The 18059-nt window shown below is 60.4% G+C and carries 11 protein-coding genes, 1 tRNA gene and 1 pseudogene; 4 read left to right on the forward strand and 9 right to left on the reverse strand.

The features are described 5' to 3' along the window. Window positions 1-76 precede the first annotated feature (76 nt). Genes ASD45_RS14985 through ASD45_RS14995 form a run of 3 tightly spaced genes read right to left on the reverse strand, consistent with a single transcriptional unit; the run spans window position 77 to window position 6098 of the window. The gene (locus tag ASD45_RS14985; RefSeq protein ID WP_056912215.1) at window positions 77-3097 is read right to left on the reverse strand and encodes a DEAD/DEAH box helicase family protein; all 3021 of its coding nucleotides are present in this window, start codon (window positions 3095-3097) and stop codon (window positions 77-79) included. Further along, window positions 3097-4848: a hypothetical protein gene (locus tag ASD45_RS14990; protein WP_156380871.1), complete on the reverse strand. Its 1752-nt coding sequence runs from the start codon at window positions 4846-4848 to the stop codon at window positions 3097-3099. The genes ASD45_RS14985 and ASD45_RS14990 overlap by 1 nt, the downstream gene beginning before the upstream one ends. A 59-nt stretch (window positions 4849-4907) precedes the next feature. Next, the gene (locus ASD45_RS14995; protein WP_156380872.1) at window positions 4908-6098 is read right to left on the reverse strand and encodes a DUF6361 family protein; all 1191 of its coding nucleotides are present in this window, start codon (window positions 6096-6098) and stop codon (window positions 4908-4910) included. A 410-nt stretch (window positions 6099-6508) separates the two neighbouring features. Here ASD45_RS14995 and ASD45_RS23570 point away from each other — a divergent pair, with 410 nt between their 5' ends. The 4 genes from ASD45_RS23570 (at window position 6509) to ASD45_RS15020 (ending at window position 11584) form a co-directional block, all read left to right on the forward strand. After that, on the forward strand, window positions 6509-6835 hold the full coding sequence (locus ASD45_RS23570) for a hypothetical protein (protein ID WP_156380873.1): 327 nt from the start codon (window positions 6509-6511) through the stop codon (window positions 6833-6835). Beyond that, a complete protein-coding gene (locus ASD45_RS23575) occupies window positions 6832-8619 on the forward strand; it encodes a hypothetical protein (protein ID WP_156380874.1) in 1788 nt (595 codons plus the stop codon). The genes ASD45_RS23570 and ASD45_RS23575 overlap by 4 nt, the downstream gene beginning before the upstream one ends. A gap of 546 nt (window positions 8620-9165) precedes the next feature. Then, a partial coding sequence (locus ASD45_RS15010) for a hypothetical protein (protein ID WP_210168894.1) occupies window positions 9166-10686 on the forward strand: 1521 nt, incomplete at its 3' end. Window positions 10687-11290: 604 nt separating this feature from the next. Beyond that, window positions 11291-11584, forward strand: a complete 294-nt coding sequence (locus ASD45_RS15020; protein ID WP_156380876.1) for a hypothetical protein — start codon at window positions 11291-11293, stop codon at window positions 11582-11584. Between the two features lie 26 nt (window positions 11585-11610). Here the strand turns inward: ASD45_RS15020 and ASD45_RS15025 are convergent, their stop codons facing one another. From ASD45_RS15025 to ASD45_RS15045, 6 genes and pseudogenes are all read right to left on the reverse strand, one after another. Beyond that, window positions 11611-13107 (reverse strand): class I SAM-dependent DNA methyltransferase, encoded by a 1497-nt coding sequence (locus tag ASD45_RS15025; protein WP_056912223.1) that lies wholly within the window; start codon window positions 13105-13107, stop codon window positions 11611-11613. A 1-nt stretch (window position 13108) separates the two neighbouring features. Then, the gene (locus ASD45_RS15030) at window positions 13109-14713 is read right to left on the reverse strand and encodes a restriction endonuclease subunit S (RefSeq protein WP_056912224.1); all 1605 of its coding nucleotides are present in this window, start codon (window positions 14711-14713) and stop codon (window positions 13109-13111) included. Further along, window positions 14710-14814: a hypothetical protein gene (locus ASD45_RS24025; protein WP_244485383.1), complete on the reverse strand. Its 105-nt coding sequence runs from the start codon at window positions 14812-14814 to the stop codon at window positions 14710-14712. Before ASD45_RS24025 ends, ASD45_RS15030 begins: the two co-directional genes overlap by 4 nt. 1405 nt (window positions 14815-16219) lie before the next feature. Continuing rightward, a pseudogene (locus ASD45_RS24210) lies at window positions 16220-17290 on the reverse strand (DEAD/DEAH box helicase family protein); the annotation flags it as partial. Between the two features lie 252 nt (window positions 17291-17542). Next, window positions 17543-17618: transfer RNA gene (locus ASD45_RS15040), tRNA-Glu, on the reverse strand. A 70-nt stretch (window positions 17619-17688) separates the two neighbouring features. Further along, entirely contained in the window at window positions 17689-18045 is a 357-nt protein-coding gene (locus ASD45_RS15045; RefSeq protein ID WP_056912226.1) for a hypothetical protein, read from the reverse strand. Window positions 18046-18059: the final 14 nt, after the last annotated feature.

Below are 18059 nucleotides of genomic sequence, written 5' to 3' on the forward strand. Positions count from 1 at the left end.
CAAAGGTGATACTATGCAGATAAAATTCTCATTTCGCGTGAAGGGCCACGCAGGCATGAGGTGCGGCGAATTTCGGCTAACCGTGCTGAACGAAGGTCCCTCCCTTCTGCGAGCGAGCAAAGGCCGAGAGATCAAGTGCCAGCGGCTTCAGGAGCTCCGTGACCCTGGAGCCGCCGCTAGAAAGGAATTCAAGCAAGTCTTCTTGGTTTGGCTGGCCAAGTGTAAGCCTGTAGATGAGGCGTTGCTCTTTCAGACGTTTAAACTTTTCGAGATCACGGCTTTGAGGTAGGCTAAACACAAAGCGCTCGACATGAGCCCCTTTCAGAACCCACCACGGCGAAAGGCCCGAATCATCCCGAAAGCGAGCGTTCGCCGCATTTTCCATGGCGCTCCATAGCGAGCCGCTCCCGGCGGCATCGATTCCGATTTCGTCCTGCAATAGCTTTGCAAGTCGCCGTCGCACGGCAAGTCCAGCGTAGCGCTGTATGCGTCCCTCACGCTGCTCAAGCTCCAGCGGGCCGGAGCAAAGATCCCAATGAAGAATCCGGCTGCACCAAGTGTGAAAGTCGAGCCCCTCCTGGCCGACCGACGTTGTTGCGAGAACATGAGGCCAGAACGGTGAATTGAACGCATTACGGATTTCATCCGAACGAGGTGGCATCGCGCCGTCTGTGCCGCTTGGTGTCCGCTCGTCATCCTCGGTCGCACCGAAAGGCACCGCCGCATGGCAGCGCACGCGGATGCGCGGCTCTCCTGAGGGATGAACGCTGTGAAACAAAAAAGACCCGACCGAAACGTTCAAGGCTTCATGAAGGTCTTTCACAAGCCCGCGCTCGCGAGTTGGCAGGCTCTGCCGCCGCATCCAGAAATGCTCGTCGAGAACCGCTTCAAGATTGCCTTCAAGGCAGGCGCGGTGAAGGACCTTGACCGGTTTGCCCTTCGGCATCAGTGCCCAGAACACGGGCTTATCAAGATAAAGGCGGAGCCCCTGCCATGAGAGCCTGACCAGTTCCTGAAATGCTTCGCCAGCCAGAACCTCCTTATGATGCCTCCAAAGCGCGCGGCCGAGGATCACGCCGGGCGAAGCCAGCGCGGCTGTCACGAGGTCCTCAAGTTCCGTGCGGCTGATCCAGTCGACCTCATGCTTGTCATGCCAATCACCGAGGAGGACTTCGAGCCGCTGGTCGCCGTGCGCCACCGCGTCCCATGCATTCTTGATTAGCTCAAAATCTCCTGCCTTGCGCTCAAGCGCCGAAACCAGCATCCAGAGCCGCTTGCGACGTTCGCTGTTCTTGCCTGGTTTGCGCACCACTTCAACGTTCAGCGCTTTGAGCGCTTGTACGAGCTGCTTGCGGACTACATCGCGCGGAATCCCTCCTTTCAGCCCTGCTATGAGAGGGTCGGTCGTGCGGATCAGGAACGGCGACGGGTGGAATAGCGCTACGGTCGGCAAACGGGCGGGCCCGGCTTGAAGGCGGCGGCGCTTCCAAACCCGGTCATAACCCCCGCTTCGGGCGAGCAGGCCCGCTTCAACGCGAAGGCTGGTCAATGCCGCAACGCTTTGCGGCGTCGCCTTGAACCGGCTGAAGACAAGCAGCTTTGACTCATGCCCCGCGCGCGCCCAGGCACCACCAATCGGCCACCAGGGAACCGAAGGCCGGACCCAGGGAAGCGCGAGCGCCTCCGTCTGCGTTACCTTTTCGAGTGCACGCAGCTTAGGACTTGGCCAGCTTCGCGGGAGCGAGTAATTTTTGCGCCCGTCCACGCTCAGCTTGGTGAGCGCGCGGTCTCTTTGAATCGTTCCTTCACGCCATGCCTGATAGCGCGTTCCCAGCGCCTGAGCCGGTAGCGGCACAGACAGCCAATAAGGAAGCGCGGCCCAAACCTGCTCGGGCTTGAAGGATGCGGCCAGATGCCGAAACGCGCGAATATCGGCGCCTTCGATCACTGCCTCCAGTGGAGTCGTATGCGCGCTGTCATCGGAGATCGGCTCCCGCTCCATCCGCGAGACACAGGGGGCGAGCATGCGTTGCAGTTGATTACGCAAGGAGTGCGCCTCCTGCACAAATCGGTCAGATTCCGGCGAGCCCGGCGCTGTGCGTGCAACGGAGAGAATCGTATCGCCAAACTTCGCGAACGTTTCTTTAGCTTCGGCCTGCAGCGCCGCGCCAGATGCGCCGCCCAAGAATTCCAGCAGATCAAAGAACTCGCGGTTGGCTTCCGCGCCTCTATTCTCTTCGAGTCGAGTTGCAAAAAGCTTATAGGGCGTCGCGGACAGCAGAAGTAGGCCCGGCGGCGACTTTGCCGGGTCGAAGAGCGCGCCGATCAGCGGATCGGACCGGTTCGCCTTGGCAAGCAGATCGCGGTAGCGCTGAAACTCATCCAGTATCACTAAGTCCGGCGGTTGCGCCGTGAGAACCGTATAGGCAAGCGCGCGGCGCAGGCGCCCGACGAATCGGCCACGCGCCCCCTTTGCCGCCTCCGGCACTTGCGTCTTGGGATCGCCGTTGAACTCTTTCATCAGTGCCGCTTTGAAAGCGTAGATGAATTTGCGAGGCAATTTCGAAACCGGCCCACGATTTCTTCGTACAAGCTCATCCCAATCCGAGGTGACGTTGCATTGCATCGTCTTCTCGGGGAATTTGCGCATCAGATGCGGATAGGTCCGTGTCAGGAGAGCCGAGAGGAACGCCCGCTCTTCCTTGCGTCCCGCATGCAATCGCGTGGTCTTGCCAGGAAACGACGTACCGGGCGTGAGCGCGTATAACGCGACGCGCGTCTTGGGTTTAGCCAACAGTGGAATAAGGTTCAGGCGGTCCGCGCGCGCTACCGCACCCCTCTGTTCTTCTTCGCTCAGAAAATCGACGAGCCGATCCCGGTTCTGATGCGCCACGCGTTGCCCATTCGTGATGTAATAGACGACGAATGGCGTCCGGCGCTCCCGCCTTGCAAGCTTTTCGATGATTTGCTGTGCGACAACGGTCTTTCCAAGGCCGACCTCGTCCGCGATGAGAAAACGGCGCGAACCCTTCTTATTGCTGAGCGCCTCACAGGCAGCCTCAACCGCGGCACTCTGGAATGGCTTGGGGTCGGGCATCAGCGTTCTTTGAGCAACTCGCCGCTAACCACGGCCCAGACGGATCGAAATTCGCGCAAGCGATCCGCCTCACCGGGTGGCAGCGCCTCCGCCTCGGCAAGGATCGGCCCGAGATAGGTGTCGATGCGTGCGCCCGCACGCTTGAAACTCGCGCGGTCCCGCGCCCAGCATGCCAGCATCGCATCAAGGGTAAGAATGCCCGGATCAAAAGGGCTCGCCTGCAAGCCGGAACCAGGCCCGGCCTTGTCCCAAGGCTCCCCCGCTTCTCTGAAGCTGTAATCCGCGCCAAGCAGCGCCGCGATCCAGGCGAGAAACGCATTCATGCCGAGATGACGCGCGATTGCGTGACGGTCCCGCTCGGCATCAAGCGGCGGCGTAACATCCACGCATTGAAGCCAACTACATGACAATTCGCCCAGCGCGAGGCGGAATTGCACGAGCTGCGTATGGAGGCTTGCCGGAAAGGTCCCTAGCGGCAAAGACGCGTGACCACGGGGCCAAATGGTGAGGTTCGCAGTCGCCAAACCCGCTTCGACAGAAACCTCCTCATCTGCTGGATGCGGCGGCTTGTCAGCTTTAATGACAAACTGATTGCTCTCGCGGCTTAAGCCGCCGCTCCAAGCAGCCACAAAGCGCTTGCGGGCCCTCTCCAATCGCTCGGTTGCGGTGTTCTCTTCAGGGGGTTTCAGCTTCTCAAGTTCAGTCGCCGACACCGGACGCGCCTCAAGCAGCAACGCTTGCAAACCCTCCAGCAGGTGCGCGGGCGCCGAGACTTCCGCGATCACCTCTGCGTTCGCGCCCGTCCACGCGCGCTGCGTGGCGTTCGCGCTACCGACCCAAAGACGCAAGGCCTTGCCTTTGCGTACCGCGAGGATCTTGGCGTGCAGCCCTATCACAAGCTGTTCGGACTCGTCCTCAGCCACATGCGCGTTGTCGTTCTCTGATGTGGACGGCTCGACCTCTTCCTGCGGTGGGGATTCCTGAACAAAGATGCGGTCCCCAAATCCTGCCAGCGGCCTAGCGGCTTGACCCGCGAGCTTGGCTAGTTCCGCGCGAGTCGTGAGCAGCGTCCGCTTGGTTTTGGGCCCGCCCCAACCTGCAATTGTCTTCACAATGGTCCCATCGAGAAAGGGACTGACGGCGATCACCTCATCTGCTTGTTCGATCTTCGGGAATACAGCATCACTGCTTTTGGTGAGTGTAATGCGCTCAACGCGGAGCTTGTCCGGCTGATCCCAGCACACCTTGTCCAATGCGATCTTCAGTTTGGGAGCCCGGAACCCGTCAAGCTTGGCATGCTCCGCAAGGCGTGCGGCCACCTCCCCCATTCCCGCCACGGGCATGGCGTCTGATTTTGGATCATCATTGCTAGTCAGGAGCAGGCCGAATTCGCGATTTATCGCCGATGTCAGGTTGCGGCTTCCGAGCCAGAGCCGCCATTGATCGCCCGCCTCGCCGTTTGAGCATCGCACCAGCGCGATCTTCGGATGCCAGCTTCGCTCATTCTCATCGAAATCAACCTCACGGATAAACTGATCGAGAACTGCAGCCAGGCCCGGGATGCGCTTGGGCCGCGCGAGGCGTCCCCGCTGGATAAGAATGCGCACTTTGCCGCGCAACAACTCGACCGCTTCCGCCAAGTCCGCCTTGCCGCCGCTTCCCTCATCGTTGTCGCGGCCCGCGAGCGCCAGAAGAGCCGAGACAATCGAAACTAGGTCCGCCGAATAGCTCGCAAGAATGGCGCCGGTCACTACTTCGCCCGGTCCCGGGCGGAGCGCCTCAAGATAAGCTTGGCTCGGCCACGCTCCGCTCATGCCGCCGCCCATAAGTCGCCGAGGAGGCTACGCACCACGTTCCACCGATAATGCAGGGGCTCGGCCGCCGTGTGTTCTTCGTTATTCCAATCAAGGCGTCGGCTGGCTCCCGTGACGCGCGACAAGCGCGCCCGTTGCGTCTTGCGGGCGCATTCGGCCCGCTCGTACACATCACGCAGCGCCATGACATTTCGCGCCCCCTCATTCAGCCATTGCAGCGTGCTGTCGAGGGCCTCTGTCACGGCAGGCGGAAGAGTGCCTACGTCTTCAATCAGTTCCGGCAGGCTTAGCCGGCCCGCATCGATGCCGTATTGTTCAAGAACTTTCGGCAAATGCGTGCGGTGGATATTGGAGGTCGGCTGGCCGTCTTCCTCTTCGCGCAGCGTCTCGACAAGCGCGGCATAGACTCCGCGACCCACGGCAGCTAGCGCGGCGGCATGACCCGCGCGACGCAACTTGGCGGCATCGTCTCTGGCAAGCTCGGCGATACCGGGCGCATAACATGTGTCCGCATTTACCTTCCGGCCCGACGCGAGCCGCGCTAGCACGCTAAGATGCGTCGGCCGCACCGCGGGACGAAGATCGACGAACTGACGGTGTAAGAATTCCGCTTCGCGCGGCGCGAGATCAAAGTTCAAAGGCCCATAGCCGATCCAATCGTCCGGACGCGGCGGCAACGCCGCGAACGGCAACTCGGCGCGCTGGAGCTCCTGACCATCGTCGTCGAATGCACTGCGCTGTTTGCGTTGCAGGATCGCATGAAGCAGCGCGCGCGAAGGCATGCGCCCATCCTGCTGACGAAGAATTCCCCACGTGCCGAGCGCCGCCCAATAGCTCACCGAGGGCGGTTGTGTGGTTGGGCGCGGGTGGTTCAGGCCACCGATGACACCGCGTTCCTTGGCCTGCTTGAGCCGCCCCGCCAGGCGCACCTCCTGCCGCTCCAGCCGTTCAGCAACGCGGCCCGTGACCGCCTCCTCCGACAGAGACTGGTAGATCCATGGCACGAAGAGCGCATAGCGAAGCCGCGTGTGCAGCACCGACGTGCCCGGGAAAAAATAATCCGCATAACGCTGATGAACGATCAGAAAGCCGATCTCGTCCCGCACGCCTTCGCCCGCGCCAGAAAGCTGCCGCTCGGCGCGGCGCAATGCACTGCGCGACAGATAGGTCCATCCGAAACTCGACAATCCCGCCCCCTAGGAAGGAACGTACGACCTGTACATGAAAACCCGATTCGCAACCACAGGTTACCTAGCCGAGGCTTCCATTTTGCCTCGTTTCGGTGGTGCGCACTTCGCGCTCTGACAGCTCGGGGGAAGAAACAGAACGAGACGATCACCCTCGCGTCATCTTGGGCCAAACCTAGACTGGAGCCTCGTAACTTTCAGTTGTTTCACCTCAAAGTTAGATAATCAGCGCCCGCATCGCCGACAGATGCAGATTTGTACCCACACGTGTCTTGCATCGCCATCCGCGGCGATTCATCTAAGGAAACGTCTAAGAGAAATACGCGCCAGCCATGTCGTCCGTGACCACCTGCACGGACGGCAGCCGCTGGGCAGGGGCGGAGCCCCGTGCACCCCGATGGAGACATTGCATGCGCGCCGATGCGTTGATCCGAGTTCGCGTCGCTGAGCCGATCAAGCACCAATGGTCAGCCTATGCTGGCCGGCACGGCATCGGCCTTTCGGATTTCGTGCGCACGTCTTGTCGTGTTGCCACTTTAGTAGGCCATCAACGGCTGGCCGAAGGCTTGGCAGACCTCGCCCTCGCCCGTCGCGATCTGCACGCTCTCGTAGAAGAATTGCGCCGAATCGCCACTACCAATTCGCCGCCGGCGTCCGAGGATCTCCGTATTGCGTTGGCGCGCGTCCATATGACCACCGACGTACTATCTGCGGCGATACGCGGAAAGGTAGCATGATCATCAAGGGCGAGCGAGTTTCGTCGTCGCGGACCGTCGGCCCGCTCGTCGCCCATCTGCTCCACGGTGAGGAAAATGATGCCGTCGCCGTAATTCAAGGGACCGTGGCGGACATCGAGAGTGCCTTCGCCGACGCGCGCGCGTTTGATCGCAAATTCGCCGTCCGGCACTTCATTATTTCACCCGCGGTCGAGACAAGCCGGGCGGACGCTGTGTGGGTGCTAGGCCTGCTAGGGCGGGAATTTGGCTTCGATCCGGCCCACGCGACCATCGTCGAACATGCAAAACCCCGCGCCGTCGAGACAGCTTTTGGAACACACTGGCACGCTCTCGTTGCGGAACAGGACCCCTCCACCGGACGAACCCTCAGCTCCAAATTCTCGTTTTTAAGAAACGAAAAGATTGCCAGATTAGCGGAACATCGGCTCGGGCATCCTTTGGTTGTCTGCGCTCATCAAACCGCGGTTTTGAATGCACTAGAAGCAGACGGGGAGGTTGAACTGGCAGAGGCGCTGATGCGGGCGGGCGAAGCAGAACTTTCGAGCCGACCGCGCGAAGCGTTTTCGAGAAATGTACATCAGATGGGAAAGCGTCTCGGAGCTGACATTCCGGCAGCTAGAGCAGCGGTCCGCGCAGCATGGGACGCAACATCAACGGATGCAGAATTTGTAGCCGCACTTAGCGCAAGCCAACTTTGCATGCGCGCAGGTAATACACCCGGCACATTTGTTGTGGAAACAAGCGACGGCATCTTTGTCGGAGCGGCGCACAGATTGGCGCGTGTTCGACGAATCGACATGAATGCCCGCATGAAGGGAGCTAGTGATGTCGGAGAACTCAAGTCAGAGGCTTATCAGCGCAAAGGACCATTTCGAGCTACTGCACACCGAGATAAGGCACATCAAGCATCAAATTGGTCGAATCAGCGCAGACCCGACCGACAGGTCACAGGACGAGCCAGTGCTGACGTTACTGGAATCAATACTGCGCGCTATCCGCGACCAGCAGAGCAGTCAGGAAGTACTGCACCAGCGCATCGACGCTATCGCGCGATACGTGCCCGCAGCGGCGCGCGCCGTCTCGGGGAAATCCTAAGACGCAATCTACACTGGTCTGATCATCTGCAGAAGCAAGCAGCATTTCTTGCGAGACCTCCTGCCGAACGCGCCGAACGAGCGCTCGCCGAATTAGAGCGTAATTTAGAAACGCGGATTACCCAACGGATTGGGCCGCCGCCACCCTCGCCGCAAGTTCTCAGCGCACAGGCCCGAGCCAAGGGTCTTGCTGAGGCTGCTGATCATCTCAAGAAGCGATTAGATCACGCTGAGCGCAAAATTTCGGATCTGAGCGAGTCAGCACCGTTGGGGCTAGGTGCCCGATTCAATGGACGCCGAAAGGCGTGGGAAGTTCAGGTGTCTACAGCCAAGGCGAAGGCCGCCGTTCTACGAGCCCAATGCGCCGATGCTGACAACGAGGTCAGTCATGCGCGCGAGGTGGCAATTGACCTTGCACGTGCAGAGGCTCAGGCGCACGGCCGGATGATCCGAGCGCCTGACTTTCAAGCTGATACGGATCACCTACGCCGCCGCGTTGCCAGCGTTCAGAAAGCGCGACGGCACCTACTCGCTCACCCCGCATTGGCCTGGGGTGGAGCATTGGCGGTTCTTCTCGCCGCGCTCCCACTCGACATCACGAAGGCCGTGCTCGAAGAAGAATTCGGACAAAGCCCGATACCGCGGCTGTTGGCAGCGACTGACATTTGGGGCGTTGGAAGATTAGTTTGAGAGCACCGGAGCGGTGTCGTCGAATCCTTGAAGGGTTTGAGTGAGAGATCAAACCAATCGATCGTTCAGGCCTGCGGGCCATAGCGAACTTGCGCGAAGGCCACTGCGGTCCCCCTCTGGTTTGGAAAGCATCGGCGGCAGGCCGGAGCAAAATGAATACTGAGCGTATACTAATTCTACAAGTAGTAATAGAACTTGGATTTCTTGTATATGGTTAATATATAAAAGTAATTCTTGAAGTGATATTCAGGTATTCATGCGCAACGCGAGGCATCTGTCGTCGAATCCTTGAACTATATACTATAAATTTTTTGGCGAATACGTAGGCAACTTGACCCAATCATAAACGAGGACATTTTGGCCGATGGAGACAGTCCATTGGCCCGAAACGCCTCACCATACTTTCGTGGAAACCGCCATGCGGCGGCCGACTACGCACGTCGCGCGCATGATGAAGCGGCGGCCGCGCGGCTGGCAGGACAGGGTTGCGACGTTTACCGGTCGCGATCGCAAGCACTCGGAATCGATCTGGCTTCGGAAGGAAGCTTGGTCATTCCGCTCGGGCCCGAATTGAAAGGAGGACGCTTTTTCCGGACAAAAGCAGCGTCGATGGCGGCGGCATACACCGAGTCGTTTAGAGACGCGTGCTCGGCCGGTGCGATTACAGTGCCCCTAACATCCATCACGCTTAACACGCCGTTGGATATGCGGCGCGATGGCGTCTTACTCGTCGAGGAAGGCACGGTGCCGGTCGGAAACTATCGCCTGGCGCACGAGACCTTCCGGGGTTTGGTGGCAAGCGCAATCGAGGAAATGAAGCGACGACAGTTACTCTCGCCCGTGGCGGTCGTCTTTCATCCGCTGCCGATCAAACCGGGGAATCGCATTCATTTGCACGCGCATCTGATCGCTTCGGAGGTGCCGGATTCGAACCGGCCTCTGATCGCCGAGTTCTTGGAAGATCGGTTCGGCTCGAAACGCGTGTGGATGAGTGAGCCGGATGAGAGAGGGCGCGACGCATTTGCGACGTTCGCCTACCCGCTGTGGAGGTCGGTCGAGACGGATACGAACAAACTGATTGAGGACGATCGTCTACTTGCAGTCTTTTATCATCAAACGCATGGACTGCGCTTCGTACAGCCACTCGGTGGCTTTCATGAATGGAGGGCAAGGAATGCGAAAGAGAGGGCTGGCGGCATTTCAACGGCTCACCGTCAATCAAAGGACGGCTTGGCCGGCGGAGATCGCGAGTTCGGTACGCCTCCACTAACCTCGGATGAGACTGATAATCGGTCCGCAACGGCCTCCTCAAGCGGACCAGAAAAATTAACAGCTTCGGCGGACCGGCTCGGTCACCAGGCGGTGGACGCGCCCAATTCGGGGACGATCGACCATCCTTATCCGCACGATAAACAATCGCGCCTAACAGCCGACGAGCCGACCATTATTCACGGAGTATCGGCAGTCTGGATCGGCCAGGCACGACGGGTTATCGCGCGGGTGTCACACTATCGTGGCTGGCAGGCGTTGGTGAGTGAATTTCAACTCGCCGGTCACATCAGTGAGGCTAAGCGACTCGCTCAATGCGCCACGGACTCACTTCTATACGATACCGCCGCAATGCCCCCGGCGGACCACCATGGAAGCAACCACCACTCCAACGTCTCGCCTGTCTCAGCGGCCCGCCAGCCGGCAAAGCCCCGGTCGGCGGACTCCGCGGTAACTCCCAAATCGCCGTCGCAGTCTGCATCCGGCAAGCCTAAGGTTCCTACACCGACTGCCGACGTCCTTAGGCCCTCGGTAGTAGACGTGACGGCGGCCCACGTGCGCCTGACGGGCTCTGACGGCAAGCACGAGCAAGCACCGAAACCGACGGCGAAGACCGCGAACCAGCGGGATCGGGGCGCCGACGTCGATGCATCGACCGCGGCCACCGCCGGAAAGAAAGGACCTACGCCGACGAAGACGGCGGGCGCGGCGGCCGAGCGGACTGCCGGCGGACCAACGCCTCAGGCGTCCGCTGATCTGGACGGCAAGCCCGCGACACCGCACGCTGGGACCGGTCAANNNNAATGCCATGCCGCCCCCTCCGGGGCCGGCGCCGAAGACCGCGGGCCGGCGAGATCGTGGCTCGGGTGTTGACGCATCGACCCAGGGCACCGCCGGAGAGAAAGGACCTACGCCGACGAAGACGGCGGACGCGGCGGCCGAGCGGGCGGCCGGCGGGCCGACGCCTCAGGCGTCCGCTGATCTGGACGNCCAAGCCCGCGACACCGCACGCAGACGTCGGCCAAGGCCGCATGCGGTCGGCCGCAGCCAAGGCCGCCGGCCAGGCGAATCCCAGGGTCGGCGCCGCACGTGGCCGCACGACCACCACCGATCCCACCATAACTCCCAAACGTCCAAGGTTCGGCTCGGACATCACGCGCACGAAACATGCGGCATCGCCAGTGAGTAACGCGCGCGTTCTAGTCGACGTGATCATGGGCGCAGGTTCGCAACGGGAGCGCGATCGTCTGCTGGCGACGGCAATCAGGTCGGCCGCTGCCAGCGCCAGTGCGTTGAAACCGGCGCGCGGCGCTGCGCCGCTGGTTCACTTTCGCATTCACACCGGCTGAGTGGCATACTCACATCTCGGAAGGCTGTTCGAGAGAGAAATGAGAGGTCGTGGGTGCAGCGTGATACGCCGTCTCGCTTGACCACTCTCGCGCTCGCCGCGATCTGGACACGGCGGCGCCTGTCTGAAGAGATGCTTGGCCTTGATGATCTGGTTAGCGATCTAGGCCGCGATATCGACATCGGCATTCGTGCCGTCGCAGAAGAAGCCGCGGCAATGCTCGGCCCGGAATACCACGACATACCGGCCATCGCGGGCGACGCGCTCGATTTCCTTGAGGAAACTGCCGCTGAAGCGGACAACGAAGTATACGTCGTCGCGAATAGCTGCGACGGCAACCGCACGTGAGTTAAAGGATGCCGTCTGTGGCTGCTCTAAGCTTCCGCCCTTGGCCGAAGCCGCGCGGCAATCTTGGTGAACTGCTCCAATGCAGCCTCCAAATCGTCGGCAATTTCCGCCGCAATGATTTCAGGCGCCGGCAATGCGTCGATATCGGTCAGGCTCTTGTCCTTGATCCAGAAAAGGTCGAGGCTGAGCTTATCGCGCCTGAGAAGCTCGTCATAATCGAAGCACCGCCAGCGGCCTTCCGGGTTCGCTTCGCTCCAGGTCTCGGTGCGCTTGTGCATGCGGTCCGGCTTGTAGCAGGCGATGAACTCGTCGAAATCGCTGCGCCGGATCGGCTTCTGCTTCAGTGTAAAATGATGGTTTGTGCGCAGATCATAGACCCAGAGCTTGTCCGTCCAGGCTTCGGCGCGGCCTTCCTTCTTGTCAAAGAAGATGACGTTGGCCTTGACGCCAGGCGAGTACCAGATGCCGGTCGGCAGGCGGAGCAGCGTATGCACGCGGCACTTCTGGAGCAAGTTTCGGCGCACTTTCTCGCCGGCGCCCCCCTCGAAGAGCACGTTGTCGGGCACAACCACCGCGGCGCGACCGTCGATCTTTAAGAGCGAATAGATGTGCTGAACAAAATTGAGCTGCTTATTGCTGGTCGAGGTCCAGAAGTCCTCGCGGACAACGATCTGATCCTCCTTCTCGGTGTCGCCCTCCTCGTTGACGAACAAGAGGCTTTGCTTCTTCCCGAACGGAGGGTTGGTCAGCACCATCGAGTAGTCTTTGCCCCAAGGGGCAAGTAAACTGTCATGGCCGGTATGGATCACAACCGTCGATTCGCTGCCGATGCCATGAAGGTAAAGGTTCATGGCGCACATGCGGCCAACCTTGGTCGAAAGCTCCATTCCTTCGATCAGGCTTTCGCGCAGGGCGCGCTTCTCATCGGCGTCGAGGTCACTTTGATGGCGTTCGAGCACGTAATTGTAGGCCGCGCATAGAAAACCGCCTGTGCCTGAGGCCGGATCGCAGATCGTGTCCCTCGGAGTCGGCCGCATTGCCTCGCAGATCGCTTCGATGACCGGCCGAGTCGTGAAATACTGGCCCGCTCCTCGCGCAGATTCCTGCGCCGAGCGAGCCAGCAATTCTTCGTAGATCGTTCCCTTGACGTCCACCGGCAGCGAGAGCCAGTCTTCCTTGTCGATCAGATTGACGACGATCTGCTTCAGCAACGCCGGATTGTGAATTTCGGAGCGCGCGCCCTTGAAGATGACGCCAAGCATGCCGGGCTTCACGCCGAGCTTTTCTAGACTCGTGCGGTATTGATCCTCCAGTGCCGCACCGTCGAGCGGCAACAGAGCCTTCCAGCCGAGATCCGGCGGCACGATCGGCGTGCGGTTGTACGGCTCTTCGGTGAGCTGGTCGGCCATCTTGAGGAACAGGAGCAGCGTAAGCTGCTCGACATATTCAAACGACGATAAGCCGGCATCCCGCAGGACGCCGGCATAGTTCCAGGCGCGCTTACCGATCTGCGATACATCCATACTAGTTTTCTTTCTTTGTGGACTTGGCGCGTGCGGCCTTGCCCCGGGCCTTCGCGGCGCGGCGCGGCCTTTGGCCGTTCAACCGCTTCGCGGCGGCGGCTTCGCGGGCACGCTGCTCGCGTTCCACGGCGATGCGTTTCAGGAGTTCTGAGGCCGGCTCATCGTTTGAGTCCTGCGATACCAGCTTGCCGCAGAAAGCATGGCGCAGGACAGATTGGCGCAGGGCCTGAGCGTTGGCCAGTTTGGCATCGATGTCGGATTCAAGGTGGTCGATGACCGAAAGCTGGCCGTCGGCCGATTCGGCAATCGTTCGCTGCTCCACGACAGGCGGCAGCGGCACTGCCAAGGTCTCAAGAACTCCTAGGCTGATGTTGTACTGGCCCGCTGACGTTGCTGCCCGCGTCTCGATCCAGCGACGAATGAATGAGCTATCCCAGATAAGCGCTAACCAAGCCAGAAGCGAAGGATCTGGTACTAAACGAAGGCGGATCAGGTACGAGGCAAATGAAAGAGGAATGGCAGGAGCGCTGCGAACGACCGCCCCGCGCCCGATCAACTTACGACTGCCGTTCGTACGGACGATCAGAAAGTCGCCAATGCTAACCAAATCCTCATCGCGCTCGACATATGAGGGTGGTGCAAATTTGAGATCGTCAAGGGCAACGGAGCCGCTAACGATGTTCGGGATTCGCAGCACCGCCAAGCCCGTGTTTGACTCGCGGCATTTTTCGGACGTGCCATATCCCGCCGACCACGCGAGTTGGTCCATCGAAGCCCAACACCACCCCTCCGGCAGCGGTGGCAGGTCGGCCGTGTCCGGCGCCACAGGCTCTTTGTATTTTGCCTTCCAATTCTTCGACGGCTCGCGGCCCTTCTCCTTGAATTCGCGAAGCCGCTCCTCCTCCCAACGCCGGCGGCGTTCCGCGAGGATTCGGCCGAGCAATTCGGAGGCTGGCTCGGTGTGCGAATGCTGCTGCTTGCGCCATTCGGCGGTGAGCGCACCTTCCACAGCCGCCTTGAGCACCGCAGCGCGGTAAAGCTTCAGCTTGTCCCGCACCCGCCCCAGTGCCGCCGCCCCCGCATCGAGATCGGACAACAATTCATCGAGAGCATCGGCGATGCGCTCTTGTTCTTTAGCCGGCGGCAAGGGCAAGACGAGTTGCGCGAATTCATCATCGTGCGCCGACGGCGGGCTATTCCCGTAGGTCACGATTGATGAAATGAATGCGCCTTGCCGAAAATAATTGAAGATGTACCGGCTATCGACTCCCGCTCCGGGTCGACAAACAAAGAAAGCCGTAGAAGCGACCGCGTCAACAAGATCGCTCGGAACAATAGCGATATTTTTCAAGTACGGGCGAACGAGTGAGACTATCACGTCGCCCGGCAAGACCACATTTCGAGCCCGACTAGGCGCAGCCCCATTCTGTAGCCGCCTGGGCCGCTCAATGCGTTGTCGCAAGTTATCGATGGCCTCGATATCGATATAGGCGAAGCTGCCCTGACCCGAAACTTGAGGATTTCTGGTGAAGGTCGGGAGAGACAGTTCAGCAATCGTCGCGTGGACCCAGCGAGCGGGCAAGTTGCCCTTTGTCTTCTCAGTCACGCCGCCAGCCTTTCATTTAGTTCGGTCATTAGCGGCTTGAGTTTGTCGCCGAACAGCGCGTGCGCGCGGCCAAGGCTGCCATGCTGGCCGAACCAGCCCACCTCGAAGTCCTCCGGCGCGATCGCCAGGCTGGTCGCTATATGCGTCGCGCAATTGCCGCAGTTCCCTCAGCGATAGCTTCAGCGGGCGCGCACCGGCGTAGAGCACTTGCAATGCTGTCAGTTCATCCTTGTGATCCGCTATCCAGGCGCGAAAGTCCTTCACCTTGGAGGCGGCCTTTTCGACCGCCGCGGCGTCGAAACCGGCATAGAGCACGTCGTCGATCGTGTGCCGGTCAATCGTCTGCTCGTTCTGCGTCCGGATTTCGAGAATGCGGCGCCGGAACTGCGCCTTGAGGAACGGCGTGACCGCTGCGTGCGCCAACTGCTCGGCCGCAGCCTTGATCTGTTCATCGGTCGGCGCGCCGACGATACCATGAAGCGTCTTAGCCTTCTCGGCCTGCGCATCAGGATCACAAGCGAGGAGTAGGCTATGCGCGAGATCGGCTAAGGACTTGCCTCCGGCAAGCTCCTTAAGCTCACCGAGTTGGTCGGCGCTGAAGTCCCGTTGCAGCCGTGAGATTCGACCCGCGAGCGTGGTCAGCGCATCGACGTCGGTGCCCCCTTGGGCAACGTAGTTGAGCAATTGCTCCAGCGTCGCCGAGGGCTGGCGGTTGAGCGTCCTTGAATCGGTCTTGTCCTCCTCGCACACGCCCACGGCATCGACGATGATGAAGCGATCCTTGATCCGGGCGCTAGGCGTCACAGTGCGCAGTTTGTCGGGCGAGATCACCCGCACGCCGCGGCCCTTCATCTGCTCGAAGAAGCCGGCCGACTTCACGTTGCGCAGGAAGAACACGCACTCGATAGGTTTAACGTCGGTGCCAGTCGAAATCATGTCCACCGTCACCGCGATGCGCGGGAAAAAGCTGTTACGGAAATTTGCGAGAATTTCATCCGGGCTCAAACTTGAGGTTTTCACCCACTCGGTGACCTCCGACTCGGTGCCGTCTTCATTTTTGACGATTTTGACGACTTTGGTGAAGCCGGTGCGATAGGTGATCTTCTGGCAGAATTCGTTGCCCTCAGCGAAGACTTCGCGCGCGATGCGGACAATATCGTCAGCATGTGAATCGTCCTTGGCGAAGATCAGAGTTTTCGGCACTTCGCGTCGTCCGGGAAACGCCTCCGGCAGCACTTTGTCGCGAAACTGCTGCAACACTGTGCGTAATTGACTTTCCGAAACTATGTCGCGGTCGAGCTGGTTCGACGTATAGGTCAAATCCTGATTGAGGAATTCCAGACGCTCGCGCCGCGTCAGCTTATGGCGTTTGTCCACATATACGCCGGTATCGCCGGCGGCGATGGTCGCCCCTTGTTCGGTGATGCGCGTGCGAATGCGGTAAACGTCAAAATCGACATTCACGCCATCGGTGACGGCCTCGTCGTGGCCATATTGCATGACGAGATTCTGGTTAAAGAATCCGATGGTCTTGCCAGCCGGAGTCGCAGTGAGTCCGATGGTAAAGGCATCGAAATAGAGCAGCACCTGGCTCCATAGCTCGTAAATGGAGCGATGGCATTCGTCGACGATGATGAAGTCGAAGAACTCAGGCGGAATGCCGGCATTGTAAACCACATCCGGCGGCGCGCCCTGCCACGGCTTTGCCGTGTCGAATGCCGAGCCGTCCTCGTTGCCGGCGTCGAATTCGGCTTCGCCCTTGAGCATCGAATAGAGCCGCTGAATGGTGGTGATGACTACCTTCGCGGCCGGATTAATCGAGTTCGTTTTGAGCCGCTGCACCGTGTATAGCGTGGGAAATTTCCGCGGATCATCGACTGGCTCAAAGTTGGCAAACTCGTCCTCGGTTTGCTTGCCGAGGTTGCCGCGATCGACAAGGAAGAGCACGCGCTTTGCATTGGCGAATTTGAGTAACCGATAGGCGATATTGACCGCGGTGAAAGTCTTGCCCGACCCGGTCGCCATCTGCACCAGGGCGCGGGGGTCGGCTCGACCTAATGACTTTTCGAGATTGCGGATAGCCCGTGCCTGCACGCCCCACAGCTGCGCCTCGTCGAGCGGCGACATATTATTGAGTCGGGCCCGAAGCGGCGCCGGCTGTGCGGTCCAATCGGCCAGCGTCTCCGGACGGGGAAAATTGAATAGCTGGCGGCTGCGCGGAACCGGATCGAGGCCATTTGTGAAGAACGTCAACGCACCGTTCGATTCAAAAAGGAATGGGAGCGGACGGCGGTGCGCCGGCAAATTGTTTGGAAGGCCGGCGGCATATTTGGCCGACTGGGCCTCGACGCCCGTCAGTGTGCCTTGCGCCTTCGCCTCGATCGCCCCTGCGACCTTACGATCGACATATAGCAGGTAGTCGGCGAAGCCGTAGCCGGACTTCAATGAGAACTCGCGCACGGCAATTCCGCGCCCGGCAGTCAGGTCAATGTCGTCCTTATCCTGGACAATCCACCCAGCCGCTGCCAGATCGGCGTCGATTTCCCGTCGTGCTTTCTGTTCAGGCGTTTCCGCCATTACCCCTGACCCGGCCCTGCCATTGATCGGCGCCCGCCCGCGCGGCGCCTAGCCAATCAAACCTGTACTACTCCCGGCGGCGCAATCACAACCCGTGAAAGCACGACAAGAGGAGCTGACTAGCCACCACTATTCCGATTTGGGAGCTTAAGAGCAGGCGCACTGAAATTAGAAAATCCAACCCACAGAACTGCCGCTAGCGTCTGCCACTAATGCCGCTAACTGATCGTCTAAGCTATTGATTTTATTGATTGGCGCTCCCTAGGGGACTCGAACCCCTGTTTTCGCCGTGAGAGGGCGACGTCCTGGGCCGCTAGACGAAGGGAGCGTAGGGCCACGGAAACTTCCGATGGCCCCGGAGATAGCCGCGATCCGCCGGCAGTGCAAGCCGTTCCGGCCTAGGGCTGGGGCGCAAGCCGCAGCCGGCCGAGCGGCTTCAGCGTATCGGGATCATAGGTGCGCACTTCGGTCGCGCCGCCGACATCGACCGTAACCACGATCTGGGCTTCGCCCACTGCGGTCGAGACCACCTTGGCGCCGGCCGGCAGCGTATCGCTCACCTCGATGATCGCCCCGGGCGCGGTTGGGCCAGGCCCGGCGGCAGGGCTGTCCCCCGCCTTGAAAACCTTGTAACCGATGGCTCCGAACACCGCGCCGATGGCGACCACGGTCGTCACCGAAGCGATCAGCATCAGCCGACGCACCTTGGCGATGGCGGCCGCCTGATCGGGCTCAAGGGGCTGAGGGTCGGGCATCGGCTCACCGGATT

Source organism: Pseudolabrys sp. Root1462, from assembly GCF_001426945.1.
Lineage (GTDB): Bacteria > Pseudomonadota > Alphaproteobacteria > Rhizobiales > Xanthobacteraceae > Pseudolabrys.

Coding starts and splice junctions, on each gene's coding strand:
- ASD45_RS15025 (WP_056912223.1), bottom strand. CDS start 13,107: ATGGATGTATCGCAGATCGGTAAGCGCGCCTGGAACTATGCCGGCGTC.
- ASD45_RS23575 (WP_156380874.1), top strand. CDS start 6,832: ATGATCATCAAGGGCGAGCGAGTTTCGTCGTCGCGGACCGTCGGCCCG.
- ASD45_RS15045 (WP_056912226.1), bottom strand. CDS start 18,045: ATGCCCGACCCTCAGCCCCTTGAGCCCGATCAGGCGGCCGCCATCGCC.
- ASD45_RS23570 (WP_156380873.1), top strand. CDS start 6,509: ATGCGCGCCGATGCGTTGATCCGAGTTCGCGTCGCTGAGCCGATCAAG.
- ASD45_RS14985 (WP_056912215.1), bottom strand. CDS start 3,097: ATGCCCGACCCCAAGCCATTCCAGAGTGCCGCGGTTGAGGCTGCCTGT.